This window comes from Streptomyces sp. GbtcB6 (genome assembly GCF_019091475.1).
Lineage (GTDB): Bacteria > Actinomycetota > Actinomycetes > Streptomycetales > Streptomycetaceae > Streptomyces > Streptomyces hyaluromycini.
The window spans coordinates 269,178-295,651 of sequence record NZ_JAGXJL010000009.1; the positions used below are offsets into that span (position 1 = coordinate 269,178).

Here is a 26,474-nt window from a genome sequence, read left to right on the forward strand (position 1 = left end):
TCCTGACGTGAAACGAGGGGGGTGGGAGTGCTGCGTGACCGGTCTGCGGCCTATGGAGGCAGACGTCTCAGCCGAGGACCTGCTGGGTCACGACGATGTGTCCGGCGTCGGGGTCGAGGACGCCGCCGAGCCGGCTGAACGCGCCGTCGGTCAGATCAAGGCACTTGGGCTCCTGCGGGGTCTGGACGAACGTGCCGCGGTCGTTGACCCGAACGGTCAGGGACCGGCCGTTGGCGACGTTGGTGACCAGGACACGCGTGCCGAAGGGCAGCTGGGGCTGGCGGGAGAGGGAGGTGGCGACCGTGTCGGCGTTGTTGTCGAAGACCTCGCCGCTGGCGGTCAGGGCGCCGGGCGGCTGAGGGCCGTAGTGCGTGGCCCAGCACTGCTCACCGCCCTGTTCCGCGGGCGCGTTCCACTTCTGGTTGTCGGCGCCGGTACAGGTCCAGATCTGTATCCGCGCACCGTTCGCGGAGGAACGGTCGGTGACGTCGAGGCACTTGTTCGCGGCGGGGTTGACGATGTCGTGGGCGGCGGTGACGGTCCATTGCTGGTTGGCGGCGCCGGTGCAGGACCACAGCTGGACCTTGGCTCCGTCGGCGGTCGAGTTGGCGGTGACGTCGAGGCATTTGCCCAGGGCGCGCAAGGTGTTGTCGGCGCCTGGGGTCCACTGCTGGGCGCTGGTGCCGTTGCAGTCGTAGAGCTGCACCGGGGTGCCGTCGGCGGTGCCGGCGCCGGCGACGTCGAGGCACTTGCCGGCGAGGCCCGTGACCGTGCCGGTCGCCGCGGCCGCCGGCGCCGCGGTCAGCGGGCTGAGCGACAGGGCCAGCAGGGCTATGAGAGGAGTACCGCGTAAAGCGGTGGTGAGGAAGGAAGAGCGAGCAGCCATGGGGGTGGGAAGCCTTTCCGAGGTGGCGTGCAGGTGCGGTGGACACCGACAGGACGCACGTCAGGACGACCTGACATCGGGAAGGTAAAAGGTCTATACCAAGACCGTCAAGATGTGAACATGACAGATATGGCCCGAGCGCCCGGCAACGATTGGTGGATCGAAGTGCGGGCGACCCGGCGGACAGAGCCACTGTTCTTCCAGCGCACGTTTGCGTCGGATGAGGAGGTCCTGCTCGATGTCGGCGAGTCGGGACAGCATCCTGGGGTTGATGTGGATGATGGGACAGCGGATCCAGGCGTGCTCGTGCAGCACGACGTCGGTGATGGCGAGGTCCCTGCGGACGCGGTGCGTGCGGACCAGGTCCCCGGGGGGGGTCAGTCGAGCGGCTGATCAGTTCGCTTGGCGGACGGCCACCGGCACCGGCGGACCCTGGGCACCCCTTCGACCGGGCAGCACGGGGCGCCGCCCGCTCCGGTTGTGTGGTGCTGTCCGCGTGGTGGCTTTGGTCAGCAAGAGAGTTTGGTGCAGGTGTCGATTTGGCCGGTGGCCGTTCGTGTAGGGGGTGACTGGGCCGCGGAGGAGCGGTCCGCAGAAGCAGGGGAGCATGTCATGCGCTCGATCAATGCCACGTTGTCCATCACCCTCGACGGAGTTGTCCAGGGCCTGGGCCGTGCGGATGAGGACACCCGCGGTGGCTTCACCCACGGGGGCTGGGGCGGAAAGTACAACGACGAGGTGATGGGCCGCGAGATGGGCAAGGGCATGGCCAGGCCCACGGACATGCTGTTCGGACACCGGACCTGGACGGACTTCATCACCGCCTGGGGTAACGCCACCGACGGCAACCCGTTTACCACGCACATGAACGCGGCCACGAAGTACGTCGTGTCCAGGACGCTGGAGAACGCCGACGCCTGGCAGAACTCGATCCTGCTGCCCGGTGAGGCCGCCGAGACGGTGGCCGAACTCAAGTCCGAGCCGGGCAATGATCTGACGATCATCGGCAGCGTGGCGCTGGTCCGCGACCTGCATGCCGCCGGCCTGGTCGACAACTACACGCTGTTGATCCACCCGCTCGCCCTGGGCACCGGCACGCGCTTGTTCGAGGGCCCCGCCCCGCTGACCGAATTCGAGCTCACCAGCAGCGTCACCACCACCAAGGGCGTGATCATCGCCCACTACACCCGCCGGTGAAGCAGGAATCATGCGGAAGTACCTGCTCTCTGTCCGCCAGCCCGAAGCCGTGGCCGACCCCGGGGCCATGGCCTGGCCCAGATCGCGACCGACCTGCACCGGTTCAACGAGGAGCTGCGCGAGATCGGCTCGTGGGCGAGGCGGATGAACTGGTCGGCATGACGGTGCTGGTCGCGGTCCTGGCGGAAGCGCGGCGTCGTCCCTGTGGGGCTCGCCACGCGGTGGAGGACCTGGCGCCGGTGGACCGCGTGCACGCGATCGCGATCTGCACGGTGGTCATGCTGATGGACGCGTTCAGCACAGCCATCCGCGGCCCGCACTTACGGGACCGAAGTCCGACTCGAACACGCAACAGTCCCTGCCTGGTGGACGGGTCAGGTCTTCACGGCCGACGCCGGAGTCGCCTCGGTCCTGGCGGCCAAAGCCGATGAGGGCCACCGACTCGGTGAACTGCCAGTCGTCTGAACACCGCTGATGCTCAATTGGCGGTGTGGAGCACGGCGACTTCGGCGTCGACCGTGAAGGACGGGGACGGGTCCGTCCGACCAGTCGGGACCGGCGCCAACGCAGACCGAAGTCCCTGCTGGCGGGCGGATGCGGCAACGGTGAGGTCGAGACTGCTGGCTGCGGCTGAGCGCACATCCGACGTGGAGGAGATCCCCAACCCGATCGACTGAGCCCGTAGTTCAAGTCTTGAGACGGTTCCGCTCGGTGATCGTCTCGGGGCGCTTTCATATTCGCGGCGGTTCCCGTCCGTACGCCCTGCCCACGCAGGCCCCCTGGCCCCCGATCGGCCAGGCTCGTGCCAACGGTGTCGTACGGCCCCTGTCCAGGAACGGTCCCTGTTGTCAGTGCCGGCTGGCATGGTTCCGATCATGTTCGACGGACTTCATGACATCGACTGGGCGTCGATGGAGCACGCGTACGGCTCGGCCGAAGAGGTGCCGGCGCTGCTGTGGGCGCTGCGCTCTCCGGACGCCGAGGAACGCCGCAGGGCCCTCGACCGCTTCTACGGCGCGGTCCACCATCAGGGCGACGTGTACCCGGCCACGGCGGCCAGTCTGCCCTTCCTGTTCGAACTGGCCGCCGACGGCGCCACGCCTGAACGGGCTGCCGTGGTCGCGCTGCTGGTCAGCATCGGCCAGGAGTCCCTCGAGCGGGGCTTCGAGGACGACGGTACCGAGATCGAGTACTACCCGCCGACGGGGTGCGCGCAGGCCGCCGCCTTCCTGCGCGAGCGGGGTGCGGAGTTCGCCGAACTCGCCCATGACGTCGAACCGGACGTGCGCCTGGCCGCGATCCCCGGACTGGGGCTCTTCCTCGACGACGCCGACCGGGCCGCTGCGGTGCTGCGTGAACGGCTGGCCGCCGAGCGCGGTATCGCGGCGCGCCTGCGGATCGTTGAGGCGGCGGCCACCCTGGCACTGCGCGTGCCGGCGGCCACGCACCAGGTGATGAACTGGCTTGCCGGGCTCGCCGCCGACCCCGCCTGGGGCCCGGTGACCCGGCTCGCGGCCGTGGTCCAGCGAGCCCGCTGCGCCCCGGACGAGATCGGCGAGGACGTCGTGCCGGCCGCCGTCGGCCTGCTGCGCGAGAGCACCCGCGCCATACCCGTGCGGCGGATCGCACCGGCCCGAGCCGCCCGGTCACACCCACGGACACCGTTGCGCCCCAGATCGTCGCAGCCTTCGAGGACCTCGACCGCTGCACGCGCGTGTACGCACCGACCACCACCCTGCTGCGCACGTTCCACGACGTTCTGGGGGCCCGGGTGCCGGAGCGCACCGCGGTGCTCGCCGAGCAGCTGAACAGCCCCGACCCGGGCTCACGCCTGGACGCGGTCCGTATGAGCGGGGAGTTGATGCGCACCTGGCGCGGGGACCACACCCGCCTCCTCCTGCTGGTCGCCGACCAGCTCACCACGGCCGACCAGGAGGTCGCCATCGAGGCCGCGGCCGTTCTGGAGTCCTGCCATCCGATCGCCGCCCCGGCCCGGGAGGCACTCGCCGCGCACACCGGGGCCCAACGCGCGGCGCACGGCCCGAACGTTTGGGCCGCACCGCAGGCGCTGCTGCGCAGAAGCCACCAGGAAGCTGTCCGGGCCCTGGCGCGCCTGGGCGACGCACGCGCGCTGCCGAGTCTGCTGGCCGCGCTGGACAGCGACGTCGACGCCTGGCGCGCGATCCAGGTCGCACCGTATCTGCCGCAGGCGGCCGACGAGTTGGCGCCCCGGCTCTGCGACCACCTGCGCCGGATCGACCTTTCCCAGCAGCGGACCGAGATGAGCGCCAACGCGATCCTCTCCGCCCTGGCCGCGCTCGCGGACCCGGCCGCGATTGCTGTGGTGGCGGACACGCTGGGCACCGCAACGCGCCTCAAGCAGCACCAGATCACGCGATCAGCCCTGAAGGCGCTGGGCGCGTTCGGCCCGGCGGCAGCCGGTGTACAGGACATGATCCGGCCGCTGACCGCCGCCACAGACGCGCACGTACGCCCCGCCGCCGTCGCCGCGCTGTGGGCTGTCGGCGGTGACCTGGCCGAAGTCATGCCGCTCCTGCTCCACCTCCTCGACGACCCGATCACCTTCCACATCAGCGACGCGGCTGATCTCCTCGGCGAAATCGGCCCGCCCGCTTTCACCGCACTGCCGCGCCTGCGCACCCTCCTGACGCACGGCTACGACTGGGTCCGGGTGCATTGCGCGGCCGCGCTGTGGGAGATCGGCGGCGAGGAGGAGGCGCCGGCCGTCCTGGACGCCCTGCTGAGGGCCATGGCCGAGAACCCCGCGACGGCCAACCACGTCGTGACCTGCCTTGACCGCATGGGCCCCCTCGCGGCACCGGCGCTGCCCCTGCTCCGTGAGCAACTGGCCCTGCCCCGGCGCGGCGGCAGGTTCCAGAGCGTCGACCATGACGAGGAACTCCAACGCATGAGCCGTGCCCTCATCGCCCGACTCGATCCTCCAGCACCGGGAAGATCCGCCTTGCGAACAGCCTGAGCCGCCTGTCTCTTGACCTCAGGCGCGTGCGTGACAGTGTCGGTGGATCGCCTGACTCAGACCCGGTGCCGGTGCGAGGTGGTTTGCCGGTCGGCCGTTGACGGGCGGCATGGAGAGCGTGGTTGACAAGATCAAGGTCTGGTTCCGATTCGCGCCCCGCGAGGGCACAGGGGCAGGGAAGGGGATGGTGGCACTACGAGGTCGGGTGTGGCACCGCCGATTGGTGGAACGCCTGAGCTTGCCGTCCATCCAGTTCGTCTGGGCTCGGTGCCGAAACTCCCGGCGGACTCGGGCGGGGGTGAGCCTGTCCGGTTCCGGTGGCCGCTCTCACGGCCGGCGGAGATCCCGCGCTGTGCTTGGGCGGACGTCCACCCTGCGGCGGGCAGATCCACGGCACCGGGACCGGTTGCGCCACACCGGCCCATCCGTCACTGCCGTCGGACGAAAGGACCGAGGCCGGGCCGCGTACCCCGCCCCCGCCCAGCGCGCCCGCGCCCAGCCGGAACGTCCTCCGGCGCCGGGCCTGCCCCTGGCTCGAATGCGCTGGTCAGGCCCTACCCGTTGCGAGCGTCGCACGTCGGGAGAGAAGCCGACGCCGGGGCTCCTGGGGTGAGACGCCGCCGAACTGGACGTCCCAGCCGCCGCCTCGCCAGGTGAGGAAGACCGCGCACAGGGGTGGCACGGCGAGATGCCAGAAAGCTCGTGCCGGTACGGCCAGAGCGTCGATGAGCACGGCCCGGATGACGGCTGCTTCAGTGATGGCCACCGCGTTGCCTGTGTGCGGTGCCACGCTGCTCAGCCAGTCCGCCGACCGGCGGCACAGCTGCCGCACGGACTCTCCGTCGTGCGGCGTGGCATCCGGATCCGTGAGCCAGGCGGTGAGCCCGTCAGGGTCGGTCGCGGCGACTTCGCCGACCGTGCGACCGCACCACCTGCCCACGTTGAGATCGCGCAGCATGGGCTCGGACGATGCCACGAGACCGATGGCGTCGGCAGTCTCCGAGCAACGGATCGAGGGCGCCCGGACGGCCGGCTCGCGGGGGGAGAGCACTGCTCTCGCAGCGCCTGCCATGTGCATGCTGTCCTCGCTGAGATGGGCGTCGCCGAGGAGCGGATCCAGAGTGGGGTCACCGCCGGGCGCGCACAGGAGCGTCAGGTCGATCGGCATGGGACCTACCTCTTTCCTGGCCGGGCGTGGCTTCGGACGGTGCGGACGGCTGTCGGCACGTCGTGCCTCACGTGCTCCACAGTCGGTGCAGGCCCCCCTTCGGCACCATCCGCCAGGTGTCCGAAACCACCCCGCCGACCGGCCGGCCGCGTCGGCGGGAGCACGGGGAGGCCGGGAAGCGCGCCGGGACTAGGCAGGGGGGGCGGTCCCCGGCGCGCGGCCTGCGAACGCGCGCGGGGCGGGGCGTCCCGGCGGCGGCGTTCAGGGGTTGGGCTCATGGGGCAGTTCGAGCCGGAGCTCGTAGCCACCCTGATCCGTGGGGCCGGATGTGACGGTACCGCCGAGGAGCTCCGCCCGCTGGGCCAGACCCGCCAGGCCGTGATGGGCGCTGGGCAGGGCGAGCGCGCTTCGGGTGGGGGCGGTGTTGGTGACCGTGGCGCAGAGAACACCCTCCCTGAGCCCGATGCGGACGGTCACGGTGGCGCCGGGGGCGTGTTTGCGGACGTTGGTCAGCGCTTCCTGGACGGTCCGGTAGACGGCCCGCTGCACCGTGGGCGGAAGCTCCTCGGGCACATCGGTCTCCAGCTTGGCTTCGATGCCACCGGCCTCCAGCAGGTGCTCCAGGTCGGCGAGCGAAGGCTGCGGGGTGAGCTCTGTGGGCCTGCTGCCGGAGGCCCGCAGCACGCCGACCATGTGCCGCAGCTCTTCCAGGGTCTGCACGCTCAGGCGGCGGATCGTGGCCGCGGCCTGTCTCGTCTCGGCGTCCCGGCCGCCCACCTGGAGCGCTCCGGCCTGTACGGCGATGAGACTGACCTGGTGGGAGACCACGTCGTGCATCTCCCGGGCAAGCTGGGCGCGCTCCTTCGCGAGCACGCTCTGAGCGGTCAGCAGCCGTTCCTGCCTGCGGGCCTCGGAGATGTCGGCGAGCCGCAGCGAGAGCTCGCGCCGGGCCTGGACGAGCTGGCCCAGGAATACGGGGGCGGCAGCGGTGGCCAGCGTGTAGCTGAGGTGGAACACGCTGTTCGTCTGCGACAGCTCGGTGGCGTCGAGGGACGACCACGGCCAGGGCAGGAAGTCGATGATCGCGTAGAGCAGCGCGCAGCCGCCCAGCAGGAAACGGTGGCGGTTGAGGGAGGACAGCGTGTACAGCGCGGCCGTGGGGGCGACCACCGCATCGGTGACCAGGCCGGTGGGGAGCGTGAGGACGAAGGTCGTCAGGGGCAGCCGGCGACGCAGCACCAGGGCGAGGGCACCGAGCAGCGCGCAGGCAGTGGTCGGCCGGTCCTCGATGTCGACGTGAGCCCATGCGTCCGCCAGCGCGATCCCGACGAGAGCGATGTCCATGAGCGCGGCCCGCGACGGCCGGCGGCTCATCGGACGCCCTCGTCCTGTGCGCGGGTGAGCAGGCCCGCGCGCTCGGCGATCAGAGCCGCCTGGACACGGCTGCTCACCTGCAGTTTGCCGAGCACGTTGGTGACATGTCCCTTGATGGTGCCGGTGCTCAGGTGCAGCCGTTCGCCGATCTCGTTGTTGGCGAGTCCTTCGGCCATGAGGACCAGCACGGCCCGCTCGCGCTCGGTGAGGCGAGCGGTCAGACGGACGGCGGTGGGCTCACGAACGTTGTTGTCCAGGTAGCCGCCCACCACCAGTCGGGTGACCTTGGACGACAGCACGGTCCCTTCCTCGGCCAGGGTACGCACCAGGTAGGGAAGCTGCTCGGGATCGGTGTCCTTGAGCAGGAATCCCGCGGCGCCCGAACGCAGCGCGGTCGCCACGTACTCGTCGGTGTCGAACGTGGTGAGCATGGCGACCACCGGGGCCTTCGGCATGCGGCGGAGCTCGGCCAGGATCGTCAGCCCGTCCACGTCCGGCATCCGGATGTCGAGCAGGACGACATCGGGGCACAGCTCCCGCACCGCCTGCACGGCCTGGCCGCCGGGTACCGCCGCGACGACTTCGATGTCGTCCGCCGCTTGGAGGATGTGCGTGAAACCCGTACGGATCAAAGCTTCGTCGTCGACCACCAGCACCCGGATCATGTGCGCTCCGCTCGTCGCATGCCCGGGTCGATGCCTACCCCCTCGGGAGCAGGCCTGCGGGCGGCCGGCACGCAGAACCCGCCGGTTGGCGGCGCGGCCTCAGCCGGTCGGCGGGCGGTGCCCGCTCGCCAAGCCCGGCGGCAGGCGCGCACCTCGGCGAACAGCGCGGCCCCCTCGCCGTGGCGCAGCCAGGACCTCCCCGCTCGCCTCACTACGCTGAGCGACGGGAGACCACACGGCCCAGGACAGATCGGGAGACCATGGCCCTCGACCTCGACATCGACCGCATCCGTCATTGCGTCGCCGAAGGTGCCCGCGACAAGGTCTACCCGGGGGCCGTCTGGGCCGTCGGCGACCGCTCCGGAAGCATGACCTTCGGCACCCAGGGGGTCCTGGATCCCGACCAGCCCGACGAACCGATGCGGCACGACACCGTTTTCGACGTCGAAGGCCTCACGGAGATCCTCGCGGTGTGGTCGTCCATCGGATCCCTCGTCGAGGCCGGCAAGCTGCACCTCGACGAGCAGCTGGGTGACTTCTGGTCCGAGGTGCGCGACCACCCGCTGGGCCGGGTGAGCACACGCCACCTGCTCACCCATACGGCAGGCGTCCCGCTCGGGACCGACCTGTTGAACCTGTACGGCACCGACCCCCAGGACATGCGCGACGGAGTCCTCCACGAGGCCCTGCGCCGCCCGCCCGGGGCGGCCGTGGAGTACTCCGACCGTGGCGCCCTCGTCCTCGGCTACCTCGCCGAAGAACTCTCCGGCCAGAGCCTCGACGTCCTCGCGGCCACCGGAGTGTGGCAGCCCCTCGGCATGACACGCACCCGCTACGGCCCCCTGCCCGACGAAACGGCCGCCCGGTGCGCGCCGACCGAACTCGACGACATCACCGGGGCTCGCCTGAGGGGCACCGCCCACGGACTGCCGGCGCGCCTGCTCGGCGGAGTCTGCAGCACCTCAGGAGTGTTCTCCGTCCTCCCCGACCTCGCGGCCTTCCTCCGCCACCTGCTCCAGCCGGGACAGGACGGCAGCCGACCGGGCTTCGGCGCCGTCTGGACCAAGGAGTCGCTGCGGATCCAGACCAGCGAGCTCGCCCCCGCCGGCGGACTGTTCTGGCGCCAGGCCCCGGGAACGGTCCCCGGGACCGACGACATCTGGGAGCACTACGGCTCCGGCGCAGCAGGCGCATGGCTGTCCCCGAAACAGGGCCGCTGGGCGGTCCTGCTCACCAACACGCGTTACTACACCAGGGACTACGGATCCCTCGTCCCCGTCCACAACACGTTCCGCACGCTCGCCTTCGCCTGACCGTGCGCCGACGAGGCCCAGCACCGCCACCAGGAGACCGGAGCAGCACCACCGCCCCTGCTCCCGGAAGGCGCGTTCCTGCCGTCCGCCGGAGCCAAGGCCACGTCGGCCGACGCATGTAGGGCTTCAGTTCATCTTTCCGGTCCGGGCGTCGTGCCACAGGTCGACGCCGCCGTCGACAGCGTACGTGTCGATTTCGGCCAGCTCCTCCGCGGTGAACTCCAGGTTCTCCAGCGCGGCGACGTTCTGCTCGAGCTGTTCGGTACGCGACGCGCCGATGACCAGCGAGGTGACCCGCCTGTCACGCAGTGCCCAGGCGAGTGCCATCTGCGCGAGGGTCTGCCCACGGCGCTGGGCGACGGCGTTGAGCGCGCGGAGCCTGTTCACCATGTCGTCCGACAGCCAGTTTGTGTCGAACGACGTGCCGGCCGCGGCCCGCGAGTCCTCCGGGATGCCGTCGAGATAGCGCCCGGTGAGCAGGCCCTGCGCGAGCGCCGTGAACCCGATGACGCCGAAGCCCTCTTCCTGCGCCGCGTCGAGCAGCCCGTCCGTCTCGATCCAGCGGTTCACCATGCTGTACGACGGCTGGTGAATGAGGAGCGGCGTCCCCAGTTCCCGCAGGATCGCGGCGGCCTGCCGGGTGCGCTCGGCGTCGTAGGAGGAGATTCCGACGTACAGGGCCTTGCCCTGGCGGACGGCGGTGTCCAGCGCGCCCATCGTCTCCTCCAGGGGTGTGCTCGCGTCGAGGCGGTGGGAGTAGAAGATGTCGACGTAGTCGAGGCCCGTGCGCCGCAGGGACTGGTCGAGGGAGGCCAGCAGGTACTTGCGGGAGCCACCGCCCTGGCCGTAGGGGCCGGGCCACATGTCCCAGCCGGCCTTCGTGGAGACGACCAGCTCGTCCCGGTACGGCGCGAGGTCCTGCTTCAGCAGCCGCCCGAAGTTGAGTTCCGCGGAGCCGTAGGGCGGGCCGTAGTTGTTGGCCAGATCGTGGTGGGTGATCCCGAGGTCGAAGGCGCGCAGCGCGATGTTCCGCTGGCTCTCGAACGACCGGTCGTCACCGAAGTTGTGCCAGTAGCCCAGGGACAGGACGGGCAGGTCGAGGCCCGAACGCCCGGTGCGCCGGTAGCGCATCGTGCCGTTGTACCGCTCGGGGTCCGCGACGTGGTTCATGGGGGTCTCCGCAGGTGACAGTGGGTTTCATGCCGTTCGTAGGGTCGAACGTGCCTACTGTGCCCTGGCTCGATTTCCGAGTCCAACAGCTCACGCACATCGCATTCATCGGTGTCACTTCTCAAAGAGAGCCAGGCAGAGCAAGCCGTGGCCGCTGCCGGGCGGACTCCGTGAGAAGGGCCGGTCACCACATGACGGCGTGATCACTGCTCGATGACCGACTTGCCAACAGGCGGCGGCCATGCGCGACACCAGGCGGGAGCAGGCCGTGCAGACCAGGTCCTGGGCCGCGTTGTCGTTGACGACGAGGCGATCCTTCGAGTGCTTCAAGATCGAGATGCGCTGCCCTCCGAAGTCGTTCTCGACGATGGCATGAAGCTGACCGTCTTCAGATGCGTACGCCCATGTGACGACCAATATCAGCCCTCACATCGAAGGCGCGGCCATCGACTTCTTCTATACGAGTTCGGTTGTCGCCGTCCTCGACCCCAGGAACAGTGAAGTGCTGCTTCAGGTCTCCTAGATCTGCGCGTCTTCCGCCCCTTGGCAGACTGTTCTGCTGTACGTGCGGTCCGCGGCGTAGTGAAGCCTGGTCGTCAGCCCACCGGGAGAGCGGCCGGGGGCTTCGTCTTGTGCGCGACTTCTTCCGGCAGGGCGCACAAGTGCGTGCGCAGCGACACTGCGCAGCCGCGGGTGAGACTGCTGGCGGTCTCGGGTGTCAGTGGAGGTGGGGGCTGCTTGGCTGGAGTTCCCTGTCGCGTGTCGACTCTCGTTGTCGCCAGGCGCCGGGGGGTTCGCCGTGGTGGCGGCGGAAGGCGGCGGCGAATGCGTAGGGTGAGCTGTAGCCGACGTTGCGGGCGATGCCTGCCATGCCGAGTTCGCCCGTGCGCAGATGGTCGCGTGCGAGGGCCATGCGCCAGTCTGTCAGGTACTGCATGGGGGTCTGGCCGAGCGCCTGATGGAAGGTGCGTGCGAAGGCGGCCCGGGACAGGCCGCTGACCGCGGCGAGTTCGGGGACGGACCAGGGGTGGCCTGCGTCCTCGTGCATGGCCTGGAGCGCGGCGCTCAGACGGGGGTCGGCGGAGGCGCGGTACCAGCGGGGTGCGTTCGGGCTGCGGCGGAAGTCGCTGCGGATGGCGAGTACCAGGAGGACGTCGAGGAGTCGGTCGAGCACGGTGGGCTGGCCCGGTTCGGGGTTGGCGAGCTCGTGGGAGAGCAGGGTGATCACGTCCCTCAGCGGATCACCGACGGCTGCTTGCAGGGTCAGGACCTGCGGCAGGGCTGTGAGCAGCCCGTTGCCGATGTCGCCGGAGAACCGGTATGCGCCGCACAGGAAAACGGTCGCCCCGGGGCTGTTCGACTCTCCGGCGGTGGCGTGCCGGGCCCTGAACTCCTCCGGTTCGAGGCAGTCGGTGCCGGGCTCGTGGCCGATGTAGTGGTCGGTGCCGCCGCGTACGAGGGTCACTTCCCCGGGCACGAGTTCGACTGTGCGCCCAGGGTCGTCGGCGTCGAACCACAGCCATCCCCGGCCCCGGACGACGGTGTGCAGGGACAGCTGGATCGTGCCGGCCAGCCGCAGACCCCACGGGGGCTCGGCGACCGTACGGGCGAACACCGCGCCGCCGGCACGAGCCCGCGCGAGGTGATCACGCAGTAGGTCCATACGACCAGTATCAGCAGAGCGATCGCCATGGGCAACGAGCAGAGCGTTTGACGTAAAAAACCGATCGACTCGCACATTGATCCGCTCCCATGGCATCTCCCACGATGGAGCCATGACTGAATCACCGCAGACCACGCTCGTTCTCGGCGGCACCGGCCGCACCGGCTCGCTTGTGGCGAAGAGGCTCGCCGAGCGGGGGCGCAACGCCCGCACCGCGGCGCGTCACGGCGCCGACGTGCTGTTCGACTGGGACAGCCCGGCCACCCACGTCGACGCCCTGCTCGGCGTCGACAGCCTCTACCTCGTCACGCCCGTCATGCGGGTCGCGTATGCCGACCAGGTCGCGGCCTTCCTCGACCTCGCCGAGGCCGTCGGCGTACGCCACGTCACCTACCTGAGCACCTACGGCGCCGACGACGTACCGCCGCAGATCGACATCAAGGCCGTCGAAGCCGGCCTGGCCGCCCGTTCGACCCTCACCCACTCCGTCGTGCGCCCTGCCTGGGTGATGCAGAACTTCGCCGACGCCCACCTGCCCGTCATCAACGGGGCGATCACGGTCCCCACCGGCAGTGGCACGGAAGCCTTCGTGGACGCGGCAGACATCGCCGCCGTCGCGGCCGAGACCCTGCTCGCCCCCGAGGCCCACGACGGGGCCGTGTACGCGCCCACCGGCCCGCAGGCCCTCTCCGTCGCTGAAGTCGCCGACATCATCACCGCCGTGACCGGACAGCCCGTCACCCACCAGGACCTCGACCCCGAGACATGGATCGGTGGCGCCGTCGCCGCCGGAATCGTGCCCGCCGACTACGCGGTGATGCTCCGGTGGCTGACCGGCACCATCATCACCGGCCACGGCTCCACGCCCAACGACGACATCGAGAAGGTCACCGGACAGAAGGCGACCACCTTCCGCGAGTTCGCGCAGCGCAACGCCCACGCCTGGACGACAACGGCGGCCGTCTGACCATGTCCATCGAGAACGCTGTCGAGAACCTTGAGGATTTCGCGGCCCTGGCCCCGTTCTTCCGGATCATCCAGGAGGGCCTGGCGGGCCTCGTCGACGGGGAGCACTTCTTCGACCTCCTGGCCGAGGACGTCGTGGTCGAGTACGTGGTCTCCGTACCCGGCTACCCGCGCCGAGTCGAGGGACGGCGCGCGGTCGCCGACCTGTACCGCAACTACGGCGACGCGATGGTCCTGGCCGGTGCGGACGAGCTGGCAGTCCACCACGACGCCGACAAGTGCGTGGTCGTCCTGGAGTACGCCGTCCACGGGCGGGCGATCCACACCGGACGCGCCTACGACAATCACTTCGTTTCCGTGATCACCATCAAGGACCGCCAGGTGACGCACTGGCGCGACTACCTCGACCCCGTCGCCGTCTTCCAAGCCCTCGGCTGGCCGACAGAGCCACGCTGACGGGCCGAACCACGGCCTCTCCAAAGTACCCGAGCGTTCCGCCGCCCTGCCCTCGGGGAGCCGAGCACCGCAGGAGCTGCTGGCCGTGGAATTCACCGACGGCGGGGTACGGCTGCGGCAGACCAAGAACCGCGCCGGGCGAATCCGGCGCCGCCTGCACACCGGTGCGGCCGGAGCGGACACGGAGGTCTTCGCGGGTGGTCGCGGTTGAGCCGTTGGGGCCGGCGGCGCGCAGGTGGCGGGGAGGCAGGCCGGGTTCGTCCAGGCCGGGCGGAGGTTCACCGACTGGATCACAAGGCCGCACAAGGGCAGCGGCGGGTCATGTGGCGGGGCTGGAGGTGTCGCCTCCGCACGATGTGCGGCGGCTGCGGAAGACCGCGAAGGTCACCAAGGCGGTGGTGCCGGGCTGGGCGGTAGCGGATCTGGCCGGTGACGATCACCATGTGGAGGTCTTCTGGCGGCACTACTCGCACGACACCACCGCTCACGTCCTACGCCGAACAGCGGCGCAAGCTGCCGCGTCATCAGATTCGTGCGGTAGCAGACCGCCACCAGCAGCACCCGCTCGGCCAACGGCAACCGCCACGGCCGCCCCCAACCACAGCCCTCGTCCCCACGTGCACGGACCGCCTTCAACAGCCGGCCGAACTGCTCGAGCCGCAGCCCGGTGAACGCTTCCACCCACACCCACTAGGCCCTCAACACTCCAGCCACACAAGGCTGAGAGCAGGGCAGGCCGGAGCGGGTTGGCAGGGTTGCTTGGTCATGACGCGAGGGCGAGGTTGTGCATGTGGGCAACGGGCCTGGACCGCGTGAGGGAGACCGTCGCCCCCACTGTCGGCAGTCGCGCAGGATCTTGTAGTTCTTCATCCGGCCGATGACATGTTCCACCCGGGCACGGACCTTGCGGTGCTCGGCGTTGTGGTCCTCCTCGGCCTGGAGTAGAGCCCGTCCCGGGCGTTTGCGGCACCGTCACCCAGCACGGTCACGCCCTGGCAGTGCCGGCTCAGCCCGGACGCCCGCCAGGCGTGGGCGTCCGCGGTCGTCCCCGGCACCGGTCGCGCGGCCGCGATCACCAGCCGGGTGTCGGCGTCCACGATGACTCACCCTCAGCAGACGCGCGAACTGCGTCACCCTCAGCCCCGTGAACGTCTCCCCCCGCACGCGCTCAGCCCTTAACACCCTACCCATACAAGGGAGATGCCCAGCTCAGAGGGTTGTGCAACATCCTTTGAGTCCAGTAGGGCGGTTCCCGACAGCTTCGGGGCGGTCCAGCAGTTCGAGTCGTCGTTGCCCATGCATCGGGACAGGACACGTGCCGTGCCACCTCGTGCGCTGCGCAGTGGTGATGCTCTTTACCGATGTCCGGTTCGGCCATCCGCCACAACCTCGGCATCACAGTCGCAATGAACCAGTGCGACTTTCGGCGAATCCCTCAAGCGCGTTCCCTGTCCCTGTGTGACCTCCTAGCCTCGTTTCATGGACTGGTTGATGGCCGCGTGGGTGGGAGTAGCTGGTGGCGCCACTATGGAGGCCATCGATGTCATCAAGTCCGTCAGGTGGCACGGCAGCATGCCATGGAATGTGCAGCCGGAGACGATCGAACCCCCGCGGCGCCGACGCAATGTACGGCCCGGCGAGGAACAGTTGCCTGCGCCTGGCTGGCAGGGTTATTGCCTTGCAGCGGTACTGCGGCTGTTCGTAAGCGGAGCCCCGGCTGGAGCCCTCGCGGCGACCTATCCGCACACTGTGAACCCGCTGGTGGCCTACATGGTCGGCTTAGGCGCACTATCAGTGGTTCAACAACTCGCCACGTTGGTGCCACTCGCCGTCAAGAGCGCTGGCCAGGCCGCCCTGGGCGGTGTGGCTGAGGAGGCACAGCACGTCGTTGTGCCGGAAGCACAGCAGCCAAACGGTCACGGCCACACCAGCGATGTTCCAATACGGCCTCCTACAGAAATCCCTCCGGTGCACAGTCCGAAGCCAGGCACCGTTGTCCCGGCGCCACAGGCATCATCAGACGCAGGGGGGCAGCTATGACGCTAGCTGCTGATTCCTTCACTGGACGAGTCGTGGCTGTCGTCTCACGCCGTTCCCCGGGCTTCCAGCCCCCGACGGCATCCTCTCGGCGGGGCGAGGCTCGAGTGCCGGCCGTTATCTCGCCAGCCTCTTCGACCTCGGGCACTCCCGAGCCACCCGAAGGCCCGCCAACCAATACCGGCGCGACGACTCCGGGCGCCTTCGCGCATCGGCGCCGACTTCCCCGTGCGCTCCGTCTGGTGACGTCAATCCGGGGCAACCGGGCACATTCGAGGAAGGAACCCGAGGCATCCGCGCAGAACGAAGCGGACGGAAAGACGAAAGCACGGCGCACTGCCCCCCTGAGCAGCCCGGTTCCACCGCCGCACACGCCGAGTCCGCCACCAGCTCCCCGGTACCACCGCATTCCGCAACACCTGCTGGGCGAGGACCGCCACGAGTACGAGCAGGTCCTCGATGAGGCACTGCGCTCCGCCTCACACCACCCGGAGCCGGCCGCCGTGGGACAGCGGCTCAACACCGAACAACTGCGCACCATGGCGCTGAACGCCACCGCACTCATCACGGCGGCTGCGGCGACCGAGTACCAGCACTACGTGAAGGTTCGCGATGAACTGCGCCAGCCGGCGTCGTCCGCCCACGCGCCAGACTCGGCCGAGCCCGGCGCGGGCGCGGCAGGGCTCGCCACCGCCCTCGGCGAGGCTGCCGAGCCGACTGGCGCGGGCGCCGTCGCCGTGACCGCTGTCCTTGCCCCCGTCCTCACCGGGACAGCTACGGTGATCTTCCTGCTTGTGGGCTACATCCTCAAGATGTTCGACCCCGCCCCGGCGATCGCCCAGATCATGTTCACCGCCGGATGGGTATTCGGCGCCGTGACCGCAGCCGCGGTCCTCGTCGCCGTGATGGGGCTGCTGCTCACCGCATGGCGCAACAGGCCAGCGATGGAGACCGGTCCGTACGGCGAGCTGAGTGAGGAGGTCACCCGGGCCAGGGACGCCTGGCACGAGGCGCTTCTGGAGCGAGGCATCCTGCCGTTCCTGCGGGAGGCACTGGCCGATCCCGCCAGCGTAGATGCACTGCACCGACCCGCGCCGCCGGCACCGGCCGGCCGCACGCCCCCCCTCGGCCACAACCGCTCTGGTTTCACCAGCCCGGAGTCCGAGGATCCCGAACCTCAGGCGCATTGACCAATCTGGGACCGACGGTTCGGGGCGAGCAGCAGAAAGGAGGAGCCTGCCCCGAACACCATGCCGTATGCCGGAGGACGGTTCGAGCCGGGCCACTCCTGACTGACCTGCTTGGCAGCGCCTATGGACCGGCTACGGAGTGTCGGCCATCTGGCCCACACTGACTGAGCCTTTTCACTCTCGTCACGGGCGCTGACGAGGTTGGCCCCTGGTTGAGATGGGCGGAGGTGGTGGGGGCAGGATGGTCTCGTGCCCACCATGGTTGTTGAGATCCACGTGCCGTTGCTGCCGACGCCCGGCCTGCCCGACGGCGCCTACCCGTTTCCCTGGACAGAGGACGTCGAGGACTTCCTGTTCGCTCTCGAAGACCAAGGTCAGGTGGAGGTCTTCGATGACGGCGAGGACGACGCGAACGCCTACGTCTTCTTCGTCACCGGAGCCGGAGAGCAGGATCTCCTGGCGGTGGCGTCCCGCGTGGCCACCCTCCCTGGGGTCCCCGCGGGAACGATTGCGGTCGTCAGCAACGACGAGGCCGAGGAGTTCGGGCTGGGGCGACAGGTGGCGCTTCCACTGCCTGCGCTGTGAAGACCGGGGCGGAGCCTTCCCGCGGCCCAGGGCAGCTCAGGTCGCACGGCAACGGGCCACCGCGTGCCTGACGAAGTGAAGCTCCTGGTAGACGAGTTGTCGATCAAGATCAACCCATCCACCCGGAGCATCACGTGCTTGTCTACCTACGGTTCCTGTCCGATCTGCTCTCTGCCCGGCGCCGCGAAAGGGACACACGATGGCGTCGGCTTCCGGCAGGCCCTGCTGGTGCCGGCCCATCTGCGGTGCGGGCACACCTGTGCCCGGCTCGCGGCCGGCTTCCACATCGGTACCAGCACGGTCTACCGGTACGTGGCCGAGGGCGTCGACATCCTGGCAGCCCTCGCACCGTACTTCGGCAAACACAAGAAGCAAGCCCGTCCCGCCCCCGGCATCGCCGCCCGGCGGCAGGCTCCAGCCCGCCCTCTTCCCGGTCTGCCGCGACCTCACCCGCATCGACCCCGACCAGTACGAGGGCCCGGACAACTCTTGGCTGGCCTGGGCCCGCCATAGCGCCCACCGCCTCGGCGAGGCCCGCGGCTGGCCCCGCAAGACCCGCCTAGAGCAGGGGCACCCGGGCTGAGCGCCCCGCCAGCCGACGGCTGCCCAGCGGGGACGGCGCAGGACAAGGCGGGCGATCGTGAACGGCCAGACTCCGCTTGCGCAAGCCTCCGACTGGCGGCTCGGCTCCTCGCCGTCCAGCGCCCGCCCGGCCCGCTGAACTGCGGCCAGGCGGTGCGGCATCAGCCACGGACGAACTGTCCGCTCCAATGGGCGAGGGCCATAACAAACACGGCGGGTCGAGTGAACAGACCGCCGGCAAAGGGATTGCCTCGCACGGTGGCGTTGGCCGCTGCTGGCTGCACCGGCTGCCCCGGAGGAAAGCCTCCAGGGCAGCCGATTTGGCGCTGCTGCCGGCTACTAGCGCAGTTGATCCAAGAGCCAAGTGGCGACGGCCCGGGCAACCCCGGAGATGAAGCTGCTCAGGACGATGCGCGACAGAGCCAATCGCTCACGGCGTGTCAAGCGCTTGCTGGACATGGTGCCTCCACGGATACGTGGGGTGGACGGGTGGGCAGCCGGCCGGCTTGATGTCCACCTTCAAGGCCGCGCGAAGATCCACTCGCAGTTGCGATACGCCCTCAACAGGCAGTGCCATTTACGCTGTTCACGCTGCCTGCCGTGCGGGGTCCGGTCATGATGGTGCGATGAGTGGCGACACGGGGAGCAGTTCGGTCAGACGTCCCAGGAGGCTGACACGGGCAGTCGTCGGACCGGGCCCACTGAAGGACCTAAAAGATCTCCTCTTTGAGGTCTACACGGCAGCCGATGGCCCAAGCCTTGATGACATCGCCGCAGCCATTCGCGAAGACGAAACTCTGATGGGGGCGCCGAAGCGGGACACGATCTGGCGGTGCATCAGTGACCCGGGTGTCCCACCGCAACAGGGCGACACCGTGGCTGTCGCCGTGGTGCTGGCCCGCTGGGCGAGGTGGGATGTCGACGACATGGCCTCTCGGATCGCCGGACTGTGGCTCCAAGCCCGCCTGACGGCCCCGCCAGGCAAACCGCTGGCCGAGGTGACCGATCCGTTCGCTCTGGAGGTACACCACGCCATCAGCACCGACCTGCTCAGCGCCAGCCCAGGACTGCCGGTCCTGCCGCTCTACGTGGAGCGGGATCACGACGCCCGGCTACGTGCTATCGCCGAAGAGGCCAACGGCGGGAAGAGCCGGCTCGTGATACTGACCGGAGGATCCTCCACCGGCAAGACCCGTGCCTGCTGGGAAGTGCTGCGCCATCTCCCCGACAAGTGGCGGCTGTGGCACCCGTTCGACCCCACCCGACCCGAAGCCGCTCTCGCGACCATTGAGCAACTCGCACCGCGCACAGTGGTCTGGCTCAACGAAGCACAGCACTACCTGCTGACCGCTTCCGATCTCGGCGAGCGACTCGCGGCGAAGCTGCGCACCCTGCTGGCCGACCCGGGCCGGGCACCCGTACTGGTCCTGGGCACGCTGTGGCCCGAGTTCTGGCGCACCCTCACCTCTCTGCCCGAACCCGGTGCCAGAGAGGACCCCCACGCCCAGGCTCGCGCGCTGCTGGCGGGCCACAGCCTGCCCGTCCCGCCAGCCTTTAGCGATACTGACCTGCGCGCCCTGGCCACCCGCGCGGAGAGCGACCCGCGCCTAGCCTATGCCGCCGACCATGCTGAGGGCGGCGCCATCACCCAATACCTGGCCGGGGCCCCAGCCCTTCTGGAGCGCTACCGCGCCGCGGGAGACGGCGCGCAGGCGCTCCTCAAGGCCGCCATGGACGCCCGCCGACTCGGCCACCGTCCCGCGCTGCCTTTGGCGCTGCTCGAAGGAGCCGCCGCTGGCTACCTCAGCGACACCCAGTGGGACCTGCTCGACGAGGACTGGCTGGAACAAGCCCTGGCCTACAACGCGAAACCCCTGCGTGGCGCCCGTGGACTTCTCACCCGAATCCGCCCGCGCCTCGGACAGGCAGCACCCTCCCAGCCCCACTACCGCCTGGCCGACTACCTTGAACAGCATGGCCGCCGCCACCGCCATACCTCCCGTACTCCTGTCGAGCTGTGGAACGCTCTCATCGACCACGCCACTGCCTCCGATCGCCTGACACTCGCCGGAGCAGCACAGGAACGCGGCCTGCTACGAATCGCCGTCAATCTGTACGCCACGGCCGGCGACGCGGACAAGGCCACCGCCCTGCGGTTCGCGGGTCGCCGGCTGGCGGACGCCGGACGACTTGACGACGCGGTCAGCTGGTTCGAGCGTGCCGCCGAAGCCGGCGACGACCTGGCCCTGCGGATGGCGGCCGAACAACTGGCGCGGGCGGGGCGGCTGGACGAGGCGCTGCCCTGGTTCGAGCGTGCTGGCAAGACCGGCGATGCCCTGGCCATGCTGTTCGCGGCTGAACAACTGGTGCGGGTTGAACGGTGGGAGGAAGCCTTCACCTGGTATGAGCGCGCTGCTGTAGCGGGCGACGCTCCGGCTCTCCGGTTGGCGGCTGTCCGGCTGGCGGGCGCGGGGCGGGTGGACGAGGCGCTGCCCTGGTTCGAGCGTGCCGCCAAAGCCGGCGACGACCTGGCCCTGCGGATGGCGGCCGAACAACTGGCACGGGCGGGGCGGCTGGACGAGGCGCTGCCCTTCAGCCAGAGGGCAGGTGATGCTGGTGATACCGAGGCCCTGCGGTTCGCGGCGCAGAGGCTGGCGGATGCGGGGCGGCTGGACGAGGCGCTGCCCTGGTACGAGCGCGCCGCCCAGGCCGGCGCCGCTGAGGCCCTGCGGGTTGCGGCGCAGAGGCTGGCGGGCACGGGGCGGCTGGACGAGGCGCTGCCCTGGTACGAGCGCGCGGCGGAAGCCGGCGGTACCGAAGCCCAGTGGTATGCGGCGGAACAACTGGCGCAGTCCGGACGATGGGAGGAAGCATTCACCTGGTTCGAGCGCGCCGCCCGTGCCGGCGACGTCCTGGCCCTCCGGTTTGCGGCCGAACAACTAGCGTGGGCCGGACGGTGGGACGAAGCCTTCACCTGGTTCGAGCGCGCCGGAGACGCTGGCGATACCGAGGCCCTGCGGTTCGCGGCGCAGAGGCTGGCGGATGCGGGGCGGCTGGACGAGGCGCTGCCCTGGTACGAGCGCGCCGCCCAGGCCGGCAAGAGCAAGGCCCTACGGTTCGCGGCCGACCGGCTGATGGGAGCTGGACAGCGTGAAGAAGCTCTCACCTGGTATGAGCGCGCCGCCGAAGGTGGCGACGCGGAAGCCCTGCGGGTTGCGGCTGACCGGCTGGCAGGGGCCCACGGACTGGCGGGCGCGGGACGGCTGGACGAGGCACTGCCCTGGTACGAGCGCGCGGCGGATGCCGGCGATATCGAAGCCCTGCGGATCGCTGCCGAGCAACTGGCGCGAGCCGGGCGGCTGGACGAGGCGCTGCCCTGGTACGAGCGCGCGGCGGAAGCCGGAGATACCGATGAAGCCCTGCGGTCGGCAGCTGTCAGGCTGGGGGACGCGGGACGGTTGGACGAGGCGCTGCTCTGGTATGAGCGCGCGGCGGAAGCCGGCGATACCGAAGCTCTGCGGATCGCGGGTTACCAACTGACGAAAGCCGGACGGCTGGACGAGGCAGAGAGCCTACGTCGCTATGGCCGGGAGCCTGACAGGATGATCGCCCACGCGTGGACCCCATAGACAACCTCGCTGTCCCGTCTCACTGGACCTTGCAGAGATGGGGCTGTTGGCCTGGGAAGTGACAGGTTGAAGTGGTGTGAGTTCTCATTTTCCTTGAGGTAGATGGATCGCTCTGACCTGCAAGGCCGCAGGTGGCTGAGACATGACTCAATTGCCTTTTCGCGCCCATCAGAAGCCTTGACCTGCAGTGCCGCAGCTCCGATGAGAATCCTGCAGATGGATTGAGAATTCTGGTAGCGGCCAAGGCGTCTGCGCGCTGTTCTTCAGTTGCCGCGGCCGCCCGGTGGCCGCGCCTGACTACCCCGGTCGTTGGGGCTGCGTCGTCCCGCTGCTACTTGCCGCCTCCCCAGGTTCGGGCTGCTGGTGGCGGGTGTGTGCCCTGCACCCTCAGCTGCTGGGCGTCGTCCCGGGTGCGCTTGGGCGTGCGGGTGGTTGTGTACCGGCGCCGGCACCGTTGGTGTTCGGCGACCTCGCGGACAAGCCTCTCTCGGTTCCCGGCCCTCGCTCGTCGCGTGGGTTCGCTCTGTGCTGACCGCGCCGCAGCCTGCCGCCCGGCCCCACCAGCTCACGGGGGCGGCTGTTACACCGGTAGTACCGCTCGCCAGCCCCCTGGGGGCGTGTGCCGAGGGGCTGTGCGCGGGGAACCGTGGCCGGGGTGGGGAAGGGGCTGCGCGGTCACTGCGTCGGTGGGCATCATCACGGGCATGGACATCGGGGGGCGCCGCCAGCGGCGGGTGTGGTGGGCGGTGGGCTGGTGCGGCGGGGCCATGGTGGCGGCGAGCGCGGTCTACGCCGTCGTCCACATAGCCCGGGGCGGGCTCGGCTCATCGGACACCGCCGGCCTGCTGGGCCTGCCGCTGGGCACCGCCGCGCTGCTGGTCTCCGTGCTGGCGCTGCGCAGATACCCGGAGAGCAGCACCACCGATCTGGCCCGCGGCTGGGCCGCCGACCTCGCCACCCACGTCCAGGACGGTGAGGGCCGCGTCTACAACCAGCTGATCGGTGGCGACACCAAGCCGATCAACCTCGCCTTCACCCTCCAGCCCGGCCTCGGCCGCACCGCCACCGCACCCCTTGCTGGCCGCCTGCTGCCCATCCCAGACCCGCCCCCCACCCTGCTGCTCCCGGTCTCGCATCCGGCCGGGGTGCCGGACGTGGCCGCCTACTGGCGGCAGGTGAGGCCCCAGCGGCTGGTGGTCACCGGAGCAGCCGGGGCGGGCAAGACCGTTTTCGCCCTCGCCCTGATGCTGGCGCTGCTCAAGGACCGCACCGAAGGTGATCCGGTCCCCATCCGTATCCCGGTGGCGCTGTGGGATACCACCGGCACCCCCTTCGAGACCTTCGTCATGCGCCGCCTGATGGCGGCGTACGGCTTCGGGCGGGCGCAGGCGGCCGCCCTGATCCAACAAGGGCTGGTGTTGCCCGTGCTGGACGGCTTGGACGAGATGGACCCCACGCTGCCCGACGGCACCCCTGACCCGGACGCGCCCCGCGCCCGTGCCGCCATGGAACAACTCGACGGTCACCGGCTGCACGGGGACCCGGGGCCGGTGGTGCTGACCTGCCGTACCGCCCACCTGGATGCCCTGGCCGCCCGCGGTGCGCTGCGGGACGCCGCCCGGGTCAGCATCGCCCCGGTACCCCCGGCCGATGCTGCCGCCTACCTGACGGCCCGGGCCACCGACCCCGCCCGCTGGCGGCCGCTGACCGACCACGTGACCGCCTACCCCACCGGCGCCCTGGCGCGGTTGCTGTCCACGCCGTGGCGGCTGTGTCTGACCGCCACCGTCTACCACGAGGGCGGCAACCCCGGTGAACTCACCGACTGCAGCACCGAACAGGCTCTGGACGGGCACCTGCTGGCCCGCTTCATCCCCGCTGCCACCAGGCTGCATCCCCACCCCTGTGCCTACGGGCCGGAGCAGGTCCACCGGTGGCTCAACCACCTCACCGGTGCCCTCACGCCCACCGCCGAGGCGACCACTGGCACATCGGGACCGACCGCTGCCCGTACGGACCTGGTGCTGCACGACCTCTGGCCGCTGGCCGGCCGCACCCGCGTCCGCGTCATCGACGTCACTCTGACCGCCTGCGCCGTTCTTCTTGCCGCGGTCGTGTCCTATGTCGCTCTCCCGTCCGGGCTGGGCGAGGTGGCACTGGTCACGGTCGCGGTAGCCGTAGCGGTAGCACTCAGCAAGAGGCGTGAGCTCACGGTGAGTCGGATGCGGATTCCTGAGCCGGACGGTTTCCGCCCGGCGCTGGGGGCGGCCAGGCAGGCAGGCCTGACCAACGGATTGAAAGTCGCATGGTGGGTCGGGATCTCGACTGCAATCGCGGTGTTGCCTTCCGGGGCCGGGCTGTTCATCAGCCTCCTGGCTGTTCTCCTGCTTGGTTTCGTGATCGGGCTGCCGTTCGGGCTGGGACAGGGACTGGCGGTCGGGCTGGAGACCGGGCTGGGGGGCCCGCCCGCGAAGGAAGCACGTCCCTGGGAACTCCTACGAGACGATCTCGTACTACGCCTGGCAATCGGACTGATGGTCCCGCTGGTGGCCTTGACAGCAGCGCTTCTGCTGCTGCTCGGGCTGACACTCACGGAGACTCGCCCGACCTTGGAGCAGACCGCAGCCGGGCTGGCGATCGTCCTGGTACCGCCCATGACATTTGCGCTGGTGTTCACGCTGGTACGCGCCACAGTGCGCCGGTATCTGATATTCCTGCTGTGCTCCAGGGGCCGGTTGCCGTTCCGGCTGGTGGTGTTCCTGGACTGGGCGTGTGAAGCGGGACTGCTGCGCTACGCGGGCCCGGCTTACCAGTTCCGGCACCGGGAGCTCCAGCAGTGGCTGACTGTCCACTCCGAACCCGTAGAGCTTCCGCCCGGTCCGTGACCGCCCGGCATCTGGCGTGAACCGCCACTGCCGTCTCGGCGGCGGTGCCCGGCCGCGGGCCGGGCACGACCACGCGCAGACGCTGCACATGCCCCCCGGCACGCCTGCCACCGCCCGGCAAGAGAGGACAGCGGCACACCCGGCCCGCACTCCCACCCACGCGCCCTGCGCTGCCGACACCGGGCGCGGACTCACTCACCGTTCTTCCGCCCCCCCCGGCATCCTTCCACGTCCGGAGTGTCGGACCCTGGCCGTAGGGTGCGCGGCATGATCGGGAACGACGGGGCCTAGACCTTGCTCGGGCCGTTTGACCTGCGGTCCTGCAGGTTGGGTGAGACTGCCGCAGTTGCAGTGAGAACGCCTACTGCGGGGAGCTGCGAGAGCGCGCCGGAAGGTGATCATGGATGCAGCTCAGGGAATGCCTCCTCCCAGGCGTCCTTGATGACCCTGCTGATGAACTTGTGGAGCACTGGCCACAGTGCAAACAGGATGCCCTTGTTGAGAATGTGACAGAGGCCGTCATGCATGCCTTCGGCAAGCACTGTTCTGTACAGGCTCATGCGCTGGCGTGGCAGATCCAGATTTCGAGGGTTCGCAGTCCGGACCATGCAGCGGCAGCGTCACCATCCCGTGCTCGGGTCCGGTCAGCTCTTTGAGGCTGGAGGGCAGACGCCGCTCGTACCTTGTGCGCAGCAACGATGCCGTGGAGCTATGGTCGTTGCGCGCAATGGTCCATCTTGCTCGGTGCACTGGCTCCGGCCGCACAAGTCGCTGCGTCAGGCTGGCACGCTGGTTAGCAGGCTGGGGCGGCAGTTGGCGCGCGAGGCTCGGACGATCTCCAGCAACATAACCCTGTCAAGCTTGTTCTTCTGTGCCCTGTATGTCTCCTGGGCTTTCCCTCTAACGTAGCTCCCACCCAATCGGCGAAGGGGGAGCCATGCGGGGGCGCGGGATCAGCATCGTCGCGGTGGCCGCCTGCACGGTGGCCCTGGGGCTGTTCACCATCTGGGCCTCAGAGGAGGGCCCGCTGCGATGGTGGTGGACCGCGGGCTCGATTGCCACGGCCATCCTTCTCGGCGTTCTCGCGACGCCAACGTTGTTGCGCGCGCTGCTCCGCCGTAGTCCTGTGGACATGCACGTCGCGTTGCCGCAGATGACCTCGAATCGAGGCGGCGCGTGGTGGGCTCACCCCGTTCCCGTACGAGGCGCAATCCCAAGACGGTTCGCCGGTGGCTGCGCCGTTTCGACCGCTTCGGCCTGGACGGGCTGGAGGACCTGGGTGGACAGGGCCGGAAATGGCGGATCACCGAGGCGAGCGCTCAAGAATCATCGGTCTGGTTGCACAGCTGCCCCAGGCCGGCTGACCGTGCAGGCCGGCTGCGGCGGATGAGTCCGGGCCGCCGGAGTGGACTCTTGACGCACTGGCCGCCGAGGCCGGACAGATGGGCATCGAGGTCGGAAGAAGCCCCGCCTTCGCGGCCATGTCGTTCCTGCTGATCGTGATTCCCGGTCCCAGCGTGCTGTTCGTGATCGGGTGGGCGCCGGCGCAGGGACGTCGGGCCGCACTGACCGCGGTCGCGGGGAACACGCTCGGTTCTTGTCTTCACGGGGCTCAAGCTGGCGGGTGCCGCGTACCTCTGATTTTCCCGGCCGATCACGTGCGGGGGGTCTGGTGGAGGTTCGCTGTGCAGGAGTCGGTCTTGCTCCCGG

The 26,474-nt window shown here is 69.7% G+C and carries 21 protein-coding genes and 4 pseudogenes; 15 read left to right on the plus strand and 10 right to left on the minus strand.

The window, feature by feature from the left end; translation table 11 throughout:
* Positions 1-67: 67 nt before the first annotated feature.
* Positions 68-886, minus strand: a complete 819-nt coding sequence (locus tag KVT45_RS57705) for a lectin (protein WP_217548613.1) — start codon at positions 884-886, stop codon at positions 68-70.
* A gap of 120 nt (positions 887-1,006) precedes the next feature.
* On the opposite strand from KVT45_RS57705, the gene KVT45_RS18070 reads away from it, so the two are divergent.
* The 4 genes from KVT45_RS18070 (at position 1,007) to KVT45_RS18085 (ending at position 5,081) form a co-directional block, all read left to right on the plus strand.
* Entirely contained in the window at positions 1,007-1,279 is a 273-nt protein-coding gene (locus KVT45_RS18070) for a hypothetical protein (protein WP_217548615.1), read from the plus strand.
* Positions 1,280-1,498: 219 nt separating this feature from the next.
* Complete coding sequence (locus KVT45_RS18075) at positions 1,499-2,083, plus strand: dihydrofolate reductase family protein (RefSeq protein WP_217548617.1); 585 nt, start codon at positions 1,499-1,501, stop codon at positions 2,081-2,083.
* 875 nt (positions 2,084-2,958) lie between these two features.
* Complete coding sequence (locus KVT45_RS18080) at positions 2,959-3,891, plus strand: hypothetical protein (RefSeq protein WP_217548619.1); 933 nt, start codon at positions 2,959-2,961, stop codon at positions 3,889-3,891.
* On the plus strand, positions 3,798-5,081 hold the full coding sequence (locus tag KVT45_RS18085) for a HEAT repeat domain-containing protein (protein WP_217548621.1): 1,284 nt from the start codon (positions 3,798-3,800) through the stop codon (positions 5,079-5,081). Before KVT45_RS18080 ends, KVT45_RS18085 begins: the two co-directional genes overlap by 94 nt.
* A gap of 547 nt (positions 5,082-5,628) precedes the next feature.
* Here the strand turns inward: KVT45_RS18085 and KVT45_RS18090 are convergent.
* The 3 genes from KVT45_RS18090 to KVT45_RS18100 form a co-directional block, all read right to left on the minus strand.
* Positions 5,629-6,249, minus strand: a complete 621-nt coding sequence (locus KVT45_RS18090) for a histidine phosphatase family protein (protein WP_217548623.1) — start codon at positions 6,247-6,249, stop codon at positions 5,629-5,631.
* Positions 6,250-6,510: 261 nt separating this feature from the next.
* Positions 6,511-7,623 (minus strand): sensor histidine kinase, encoded by a 1,113-nt coding sequence (locus KVT45_RS18095; RefSeq protein WP_217548625.1) that lies wholly within the window; start codon positions 7,621-7,623, stop codon positions 6,511-6,513.
* Positions 7,620-8,288 (minus strand): response regulator transcription factor, encoded by a 669-nt coding sequence (locus KVT45_RS18100; RefSeq protein WP_217548627.1) that lies wholly within the window; start codon positions 8,286-8,288, stop codon positions 7,620-7,622. Before KVT45_RS18100 ends, KVT45_RS18095 begins: the two co-directional genes overlap by 4 nt.
* A 260-nt stretch (positions 8,289-8,548) precedes the next feature.
* Between KVT45_RS18100 and KVT45_RS18105 the strand changes: the two genes are divergently transcribed.
* Positions 8,549-9,601, plus strand: a complete 1,053-nt coding sequence (locus tag KVT45_RS18105; protein ID WP_217548629.1) for a serine hydrolase — start codon at positions 8,549-8,551, stop codon at positions 9,599-9,601.
* Positions 9,602-9,727: 126 nt separating this feature from the next.
* Here the strand turns inward: KVT45_RS18105 and mgrA are convergent, their stop codons facing one another.
* Positions 9,728-10,771 carry an L-glyceraldehyde 3-phosphate reductase gene (gene mgrA / locus KVT45_RS18110; protein ID WP_217548631.1) on the minus strand — a complete coding sequence of 348 codons (1,044 nt, stop codon included), beginning with the start codon at positions 10,769-10,771 and terminating at the stop codon, positions 9,728-9,730.
* Positions 10,772-11,012: 241 nt separating this feature from the next.
* Between mgrA and KVT45_RS57710 the strand changes: the two genes are divergently transcribed.
* A complete protein-coding gene (locus KVT45_RS57710; protein WP_302832520.1) occupies positions 11,013-11,147 on the plus strand; it encodes a hypothetical protein in 135 nt (44 codons plus the stop codon).
* 342 nt (positions 11,148-11,489) lie between these two features.
* Here the strand turns inward: KVT45_RS57710 and KVT45_RS18115 are convergent, their stop codons facing one another.
* Positions 11,490-12,434, minus strand: a complete 945-nt coding sequence (locus KVT45_RS18115) for an AraC family transcriptional regulator (RefSeq protein WP_217548633.1) — start codon at positions 12,432-12,434, stop codon at positions 11,490-11,492.
* Between the two features lie 112 nt (positions 12,435-12,546).
* Between KVT45_RS18115 and KVT45_RS18120 the strand changes: the two genes are divergently transcribed.
* From KVT45_RS18120 to KVT45_RS57715, 3 genes are all read left to right on the plus strand, one after another.
* On the plus strand, positions 12,547-13,401 hold the full coding sequence (locus KVT45_RS18120) for an NmrA family NAD(P)-binding protein (RefSeq protein ID WP_217548635.1): 855 nt from the start codon (positions 12,547-12,549) through the stop codon (positions 13,399-13,401).
* Between the two features lie 2 nt (positions 13,402-13,403).
* Entirely contained in the window at positions 13,404-13,856 is a 453-nt protein-coding gene (locus tag KVT45_RS18125) for a nuclear transport factor 2 family protein (protein WP_254646938.1), read from the plus strand.
* Positions 13,857-13,941: 85 nt separating this feature from the next.
* Positions 13,942-14,067, plus strand: coding sequence for a hypothetical protein (locus KVT45_RS57715; RefSeq protein WP_302832521.1), 126 nt, complete (start codon positions 13,942-13,944; stop codon positions 14,065-14,067).
* Between the two features lie 281 nt (positions 14,068-14,348).
* Here KVT45_RS57715 and KVT45_RS58420 read toward each other — a convergent pair.
* From KVT45_RS58420 to KVT45_RS57720, 4 genes and pseudogenes are all read right to left on the minus strand, one after another.
* Positions 14,349-14,543, minus strand: a pseudogene (locus KVT45_RS58420) (IS5/IS1182 family transposase); the annotation flags it as partial.
* Between the two features lie 76 nt (positions 14,544-14,619).
* Positions 14,620-14,789 (minus strand): annotated as a pseudogene (locus tag KVT45_RS58425) (transposase family protein); the annotation flags it as partial.
* On the minus strand, positions 14,723-14,953 hold the full coding sequence (locus KVT45_RS58430; RefSeq protein WP_368857553.1) for a hypothetical protein: 231 nt from the start codon (positions 14,951-14,953) through the stop codon (positions 14,723-14,725). The gene KVT45_RS58430 and the pseudogene KVT45_RS58425, both read right to left, overlap by 67 nt.
* A 694-nt stretch (positions 14,954-15,647) precedes the next feature.
* On the minus strand, positions 15,648-15,782 hold the full coding sequence (locus tag KVT45_RS57720) for a hypothetical protein (RefSeq protein ID WP_302832522.1): 135 nt from the start codon (positions 15,780-15,782) through the stop codon (positions 15,648-15,650).
* A 614-nt stretch (positions 15,783-16,396) separates the two neighbouring features.
* On the opposite strand from KVT45_RS57720, the gene KVT45_RS18135 reads away from it, so the two are divergent.
* The 6 genes and pseudogenes from KVT45_RS18135 to KVT45_RS56385 all read left to right on the plus strand — a co-directional run.
* Entirely contained in the window at positions 16,397-17,083 is a 687-nt protein-coding gene (locus KVT45_RS18135) for a hypothetical protein (RefSeq protein WP_308310792.1), read from the plus strand.
* Between the two features lie 258 nt (positions 17,084-17,341).
* On the plus strand, positions 17,342-17,668 hold the full coding sequence (locus KVT45_RS18140; RefSeq protein WP_254646987.1) for a hypothetical protein: 327 nt from the start codon (positions 17,342-17,344) through the stop codon (positions 17,666-17,668).
* A 134-nt stretch (positions 17,669-17,802) separates the two neighbouring features.
* Positions 17,803-18,019, plus strand: a pseudogene (locus KVT45_RS18145) (transposase family protein); the annotation flags it as partial.
* Between the two features lie 857 nt (positions 18,020-18,876).
* Complete coding sequence (locus tag KVT45_RS18150) at positions 18,877-21,879, plus strand: SEL1-like repeat protein (RefSeq protein ID WP_217548639.1); 3,003 nt, start codon at positions 18,877-18,879, stop codon at positions 21,877-21,879.
* Between the two features lie 704 nt (positions 21,880-22,583).
* A complete protein-coding gene (locus tag KVT45_RS18155; RefSeq protein WP_217548641.1) occupies positions 22,584-24,764 on the plus strand; it encodes an NACHT domain-containing protein in 2,181 nt (726 codons plus the stop codon).
* Positions 24,765-26,206: 1,442 nt separating this feature from the next.
* A pseudogene (locus KVT45_RS56385) lies at positions 26,207-26,402 on the plus strand (LysE family translocator); the annotation flags it as partial.
* Positions 26,403-26,474: the final 72 nt, after the last annotated feature.